We start from the raw sequence: 6,219 nt of genomic DNA on the forward strand, positions 1-6,219 counted from the left end.
GGCACCTAAGCCCAGTTGAGGCAGTAAAGGACTACGTGCTTCGTTGATTTTTTCGAATGCAGCATCGCGATCGGCGGCGGATTTACGCAATTCCGGGTTGCTCAGGCGTGCTTGCTGATAAACTTGCATCAGGTTCTCTGCCTGGCTCAGTGTGCTGAACCCCGACAGGCTCAGGCCGATAAGGATGGGGAGCAATTTCTTCATTTGCATTCCTTGTTGTGAAGCAGTATTTAGCGCTGATCAAATTTTAAAAATAATTGCTGATTCTAGCAGAATCCGCCACCGCAAAAAGTTGGCGTTCTGTGCCATCAGGCGTTAATTTGCACCAATTTACCACAAGGTCGATGAAACGGCAGTCAAACGCCCTTGAAATTCACATTTAAATCACTATTGGTACAGGACGGCACAATGCGCAAATCAGGCAACTCGCCAGTAACTTTCGCCAAAAACGATGTAGAAATTATTGCACGAGAAACGCTATATCGCGGTTTTTTTTCGCTGGATCTTTATCGCTTTCGCCATCGTTTGTTCAACGGTGAAATGAGCCAGGAAGTGCGTAGAGAAATTTTTGAGCGCGGCCATGCGGCAGTCTTGCTACCCTTTGACCCTGAGCGGGATGAAGTGGTGTTAGTTGAGCAGGTGCGCATCGCGGCCTATGACACCAGTGAAACGCCGTGGCTACTGGAAATGGTGGCCGGGATGATCGAAGAGGGTGAAAGCGTTGAGGATGTGGCCCGCCGTGAAGCGATGGAAGAGGCTGGCATTGAGGTAAAACGGACGAAACCGGTGCTCAGTTTTCTGGCAAGCCCTGGCGGCACCAGTGAGCGCTCGTCAATTATGGTGGGTGAAGTGGACGCCACGACCGCAAACGGGATTCACGGTCTGGCTGATGAAAACGAAGATATTCGGGTTCATGTGGTAAGCCGGGAGCAGGCTTACCGTTGGGTAGAAGAGGGGATAATTGATAACGCGGCTTCGGTCATCGCCCTGCAATGGCTGCAACTGCACTATAAAGAGCTAATAAACGAGTGGAAAAAATGAAGCGCTATACACCTGACTTCCCTGAAATGATGCGTCTTTGCGAAACGAACTTTTCGCAACTGCGACGTCTGCTGCCGCGTAATGATGCGCCTGGCGAAACGGTGAGTTACCAGGTGGGCAACGCACAATATCGGATTACGATAGTTGAATCGACCCGATACACCACGCTGGTGACCATCGAGCAGACGGCGCCGACCATCACCTACTGGAGCCTGCCGTCACTGACTGTACGGCTCTACCATGACGCAATGGTCGCCGAAGTGTGTTCAAGTCAGCAGATCTTTCGCTTCAAAGCACGGTATGATTACCCAAATAAAAAGTTGCATCAACGCGACGAAAAGCATCAAATTAATCAGTTTCTGGCCGATTGGCTGCGATACTGCTTAGCACATGGAGCGATGGCGATTCCGGTTTACTAGCGTCGTGAAACCTAAGGACACCATTTGGAAAGCCTGTTAAACCTTTCTCTGGCTGGTGAGGCCAGGGTCAGGATCTTACAAATTACTGATACTCACCTGTTTGCCGAAAAGCACGAAACGCTATTGGGCGTAAACACCTGGGAAAGCTACCAGGCCGTGTTGGATGCCATTCATGCCGAGGGGCAGGAATACGATCTGATCGTGGCGACAGGTGATTTAGCTCAGGATCAAACCGCTGCGGCTTATCAGCATTTTGCTGAAGGCATCGCAAGCTTTCGTGCGCCTTGCGTTTGGTTGCCCGGTAATCATGACTTCCAGCCTGCGATGTATAGCGCATTACAAGAGGCGGGGATCTCCCCTGCAAAATGCGTCATGGTTGGCGAGCAGTGGCAAATTCTGCTGCTGGACAGTCAGGTCTTCGGCGTACCTCACGGTGAACTGAGCGAATTTCAGCTCGAGTGGCTGGAGCGTAAACTTGCTGCGGCCCCTGAGCGTCACACTCTGCTGCTTCTGCATCATCACCCCATGCCTGCGGGATGCAGTTGGCTGGATCAACACAGCCTGCGTAACGCGGCGGAACTGGACAACGTGCTGGTGAATTATCCGCGCGTGAAATATCTGCTTTGCGGGCATATTCATCAGGAACTGGATCTCGACTGGAATGGCCGCCGTCTGCTGGCGACGCCCTCCACCTGCGTTCAGTTCAAACCCCATTGTGCGAACTTTACCCTTGATAGCATCGGCCCTGGCTGGCGTACGCTGGAGCTGTTTGCCGACGGTACGTTGAAAACAGACGTCTGTCGTTTGCAAGGGACTGAGTTCCGACCTGATACCGCTTCTGAAGGCTACTGATGTCTACGCTTCTTTACCTGCACGGCTTCAATAGCTCGCCCCGTTCGGCGAAGGCCTGTCTGCTGAAAGACTGGCTGCGCGAACACTATCCTCATGTCGAGATGGTTGTGCCGCAGCTGCCGCCGTATCCGGCCGATGCCGCAGAGATGCTGGAGTCTATCGTGCTGGAGCATGGCGGCGAGGCGCTGGGCGTGGTGGGATCATCATTAGGCGGTTATTACGCCACCTGGCTGTCACAGTGCTTTATGCTGCCCGCGGTTGTCGTCAACCCGGCTGTCCGGCCATTTGAACTGTTGACTGACTACCTCGGTCAGAACGAGAACCCCTACACGGGGCAGCAATATGTGCTAGAGTCACGCCATATTTACGATCTTAAAGTCATGCAGATCGACCCGCTGGAAGCGTCGGATTTAATCTGGCTGCTGCAACAGACGGGAGATGAAGTGCTGGACTACCGCCAGGCAGTGGCGTATTACGCCTCATGCCGCCAGACTGTTATTGAAGGTGGAAACCATGCATTCACGGGCTTCGAAGATTATTTCAACCCGATTGTCGATTTCCTTGGACTGCACAGTTGCTGACAATCATTTCGAATTGCTATTAAAACCATGACGCAAACTTATAACGCTGATGCCATTGAGGTACTCACTGGGCTTGAGCCGGTACGCCGTCGCCCAGGGATGTATACCGATACGACCCGCCCTAACCATCTTGGGCAGGAAGTAATTGATAACAGTGTCGATGAAGCACTGGCGGGCCACGCGAAACGCGTGGATGTGATTTTACATGCCGATCAATCTCTGGAAGTTATCGACGACGGTCGCGGCATGCCCGTGGACATTCACCCGGAAGAGGGTGTTCCGGCGGTTGAACTGATCCTCTGTCGGCTGCACGCGGGCGGCAAGTTCTCGAACAAGAACTATCAGTTCTCCGGCGGCTTGCACGGCGTAGGGATCTCCGTGGTCAACGCCCTGTCGAAGCGCGTGGAAGTGAACGTGCGTCGTGATGGTCAGGTGTATAACATTGCGTTTGAGAACGGCGACAAGGTTCAGGATTTGCAGGTTGTTGGCACCTGCGGCAAGCGCAATACCGGCACCAGCGTCCATTTCTGGCCTGACGAAACCTTTTTCGACAGCCCGCGTTTTTCTGTCTCGCGCTTAACGCACGTGCTGAAAGCCAAAGCCGTGCTGTGCCCTGGCGTTGAAATCACCTTTAAAGATGAAGTTAATAACAGCGAACAGCGCTGGTGCTATCAGGATGGCCTGAACGATTATCTGCGCGAAGCGGTAAACGGCCTGCCGACGCTGCCGGAAAAACCGTTCATCGGTAATTTTTCCGGTGACACGGAAACGGTCGACTGGGCGCTGCTGTGGCTGCCGGAAGGCGGCGAACTGCTGACCGAAAGCTACGTGAACCTGATCCCGACCATGCAGGGCGGGACGCACGTCAATGGTCTGCGTCAGGGGCTGCTCGACGCGATGCGTGAGTTCTGCGAATACCGCAACATTCTGCCGCGCGGCGTGAAGCTCTCAGCGGAAGATATCTGGGACCGCTGCGCCTACGTGCTGTCGGTGAAAATGCAGGATCCACAGTTTGCCGGACAGACCAAAGAACGTTTGTCGTCGCGTCAGTGTGCAGCGTTCGTCTCTGGTGTGGTGAAAGATGCCTTCAGCCTGTGGCTGAACCAGAACGTCCAGTCAGCCGAGCAGTTAGCGGAGATGGTGATCTCCAGCGCTCAGAGCCGACTGCGCGCGGCGAAAAAAGTGGTGCGTAAAAAGCTGACCAGCGGTCCGGCGCTGCCGGGAAAACTGGCGGACTGTACCGCGCAGGATCTGAATCGTACCGAACTGTTCCTGGTGGAAGGGGACTCGGCGGGCGGCTCCGCCAAGCAGGCGCGCGATCGTGAATATCAGGCGATCATGCCGCTGAAGGGTAAGATCCTGAACACCTGGGAAGTCTCTTCTGATGAAGTACTGGCCTCACAGGAAGTGCACGATATTTCTGTCGCGATCGGCATCGATCCGGACAGCGACGATCTGAGCCAGTTACGTTACGGTAAGATCTGTATCCTGGCGGATGCGGACTCCGATGGTCTGCACATCGCCACGCTACTGTGCGCGCTGTTTGTGAAGCATTTCCGCACGCTGGTGAAACACGGACACGTCTACGTCGCGCTACCGCCGTTGTACCGAATTGACCTCGGCAAAGAGGTTTATTACGCGCTGACGGAAGAAGAGAAAGCGGGCGTACTGGAACAGTTGAAGCGCAAGAAAGGCAAGCCAAACGTACAGCGCTTTAAAGGACTGGGTGAAATGAACCCGATGCAGTTGCGTGAAACCACGCTGGATCCCAACACGCGTCGTCTGGTCCAGCTCGTCATTGATGATGAGGACGATCAGCGCACTAACGCCATGATGGATATGCTGCTGGCGAAGAAACGCTCTGAAGATCGCCGTAACTGGTTGCAGGAAAAAGGCGACCTCGCAGATATCGACGGGTAATTATACGTTTCATTGTTAATAAAAAGGGTAAGCCATCATGGCTTACCCTTTTGCTTTCAGGATATCTGATTGATCTTGCCAGAGAGGTCTATTAGGCTCAATCGAGGCGAGAACGCGGATTGACGTTATGGCACTGACCGGGGATGGACGCCAAAAATACATAATAAGGAAACAGGATGAACAACACACATCTGTCTAAGAGCGTCGACGCCCTTAAACCCTCCGCTATCAGGGAATTACTCAAACATAGCAAAATGCCTGGCGTGATATCGCTGGGCGGCGGCATTCCCAGCCCGGAACTGTTTGATAATACAGGGCTGGAAATGGCCACGCGTAACATGATGGAAAACCAGTTTCTGGATGCGTTCCAGTACGGTCTGAGTGAAGGTTTTCCGCCTCTGCGGGAAGCGATCGCTCAGTTGTGTCAGAAACGAGGCATTCAGGCCGCGTCCGACGCCATTCTGGTGACCAATGGGTCTCAGCAGTCGCTGGATATTCTGGTGAGAACGCTGATCAATCCGGGCGACAAAGTGGTCGTCGAACGTCCGACCTATCTTGCCGCCTTGCAGGTGCTGCAACTGTCTCAGGCAGATATTCTGTCTGTTGGTACCGATAAAGACGGCATGATCGTAGACGATCTGGAAGTTTTGCTGCAGAACAACACGATCAAGTTTGTGTACATCGTGCCGACGTTCGGTAACCCCGGTGGCGTGGTTCTTAGTGATTCCCGTCGTCAGAAGTTGGTTCAACTGGCGAAACAGCATGACTTTGCCATCATCGAAGACGATCCCTACGGTGAAATCAATTTCACCAACGAGACCTATAAAACGCTGTTCCAGCATGCCCGAGAGAGCGGATGCCCTGAGCAGGTGATCTATACCTCGACTTTTTCCAAGATTCTGGCTCCAGGCCTGCGTGTGGGTTGGGTGGTACTGCCGGAATGGATCAGACAAAAAGCGACCATCGTTAAACAGGCGACCGATCTGCATACCAGCGCGCATTCGCAGGCAATGGCCGCCAGCTATTTGACGTTAGGTCGTCTGGACGATCAAATTCAGCTCATTCGTCAGGCGTACCGTGAGAAGTGCTATTTGCTGGCGGACGCGATTCGCAGCGAACTGGGCGAGCATATCTCATTCCATATGCCGCAGGGTGGGATGTTCCTGTGGGGGACGTTCCGTGATGATTTTGATACCACGGCATGGCTTTCCCGCACACTGCAGGAAAAAGTGGTATTCGTGCCGGGAGAGTTCTTCTTCTGTGATAAGCCGGACAAACGGACGCTACGGATGTCTTTTGCGACACCAACGGCGGATGAGCTTGAAGAAGCGGTACGGAGATTGAAAAAAGCGTTGCCCTGAGGTCGCTGTTGCCGGGTCTGACGCTGATGGCTGACCCGGCGCAAC

Annotated in this window: 7 protein-coding genes; 6 read left to right on the forward strand and 1 reads right to left on the reverse strand. The window is 53.7% G+C overall.

What is annotated here, in order from left to right; all coding sequences use genetic code 11:
• Nucleotides 1-210: TolC family protein (locus AB7E14_RS18915; protein WP_428169792.1), on the reverse strand; the 210-nt coding region annotated here is incomplete at its 3' end.
• Nucleotides 211-408: 198 nt separating this feature from the next.
• On the opposite strand from AB7E14_RS18915, the gene nudF reads away from it, so the two are divergent.
• From nudF to AB7E14_RS18945, 6 genes are all read left to right on the forward strand, one after another.
• Complete coding sequence (nudF, locus tag AB7E14_RS18920; protein ID WP_044328965.1) at nucleotides 409-1,041, forward strand: ADP-ribose diphosphatase; 633 nt, start codon at nucleotides 409-411, stop codon at nucleotides 1,039-1,041.
• Entirely contained in the window at nucleotides 1,038-1,460 is a 423-nt protein-coding gene (locus tag AB7E14_RS18925) for a DUF1249 family protein (protein ID WP_042998169.1), read from the forward strand. The genes nudF and AB7E14_RS18925 overlap by 4 nt, the downstream gene beginning before the upstream one ends.
• Nucleotides 1,461-1,484: 24 nt before the next feature.
• Nucleotides 1,485-2,312, forward strand: a complete 828-nt coding sequence (gene cpdA, locus AB7E14_RS18930; protein WP_042998168.1) for a 3',5'-cyclic-AMP phosphodiesterase — start codon at nucleotides 1,485-1,487, stop codon at nucleotides 2,310-2,312.
• Nucleotides 2,312-2,893, forward strand: coding sequence for an esterase YqiA (yqiA, locus tag AB7E14_RS18935; protein ID WP_044327036.1), 582 nt, complete (start codon nucleotides 2,312-2,314; stop codon nucleotides 2,891-2,893). The genes cpdA and yqiA overlap by 1 nt, the downstream gene beginning before the upstream one ends.
• A 27-nt stretch (nucleotides 2,894-2,920) precedes the next feature.
• Nucleotides 2,921-4,813, forward strand: a complete 1,893-nt coding sequence (gene parE, locus AB7E14_RS18940) for a DNA topoisomerase IV subunit B (protein WP_428169793.1) — start codon at nucleotides 2,921-2,923, stop codon at nucleotides 4,811-4,813.
• Between the two features lie 176 nt (nucleotides 4,814-4,989).
• A complete protein-coding gene (locus AB7E14_RS18945; protein WP_046401893.1) occupies nucleotides 4,990-6,174 on the forward strand; it encodes a PLP-dependent aminotransferase family protein in 1,185 nt (394 codons plus the stop codon).
• The last annotated feature ends 45 nt before the right edge of the window (nucleotides 6,175-6,219 follow it).

The organism is Citrobacter sp., from assembly GCF_050252275.1.
GTDB lineage: Bacteria > Pseudomonadota > Gammaproteobacteria > Enterobacterales > Enterobacteriaceae > Citrobacter_A > Citrobacter_A amalonaticus.

Coding starts and splice junctions, on each gene's coding strand:
- nudF (WP_044328965.1), top strand. CDS start 409: ATGCGCAAATCAGGCAACTCGCCAGTAACTTTCGCCAAAAACGATGTA.
- AB7E14_RS18925 (WP_042998169.1), top strand. CDS start 1,038: ATGAAGCGCTATACACCTGACTTCCCTGAAATGATGCGTCTTTGCGAA.
- yqiA (WP_044327036.1), top strand. CDS start 2,312: ATGTCTACGCTTCTTTACCTGCACGGCTTCAATAGCTCGCCCCGTTCG.
- parE (WP_428169793.1), top strand. CDS start 2,921: ATGACGCAAACTTATAACGCTGATGCCATTGAGGTACTCACTGGGCTT.
- AB7E14_RS18945 (WP_046401893.1), top strand. CDS start 4,990: ATGAACAACACACATCTGTCTAAGAGCGTCGACGCCCTTAAACCCTCC.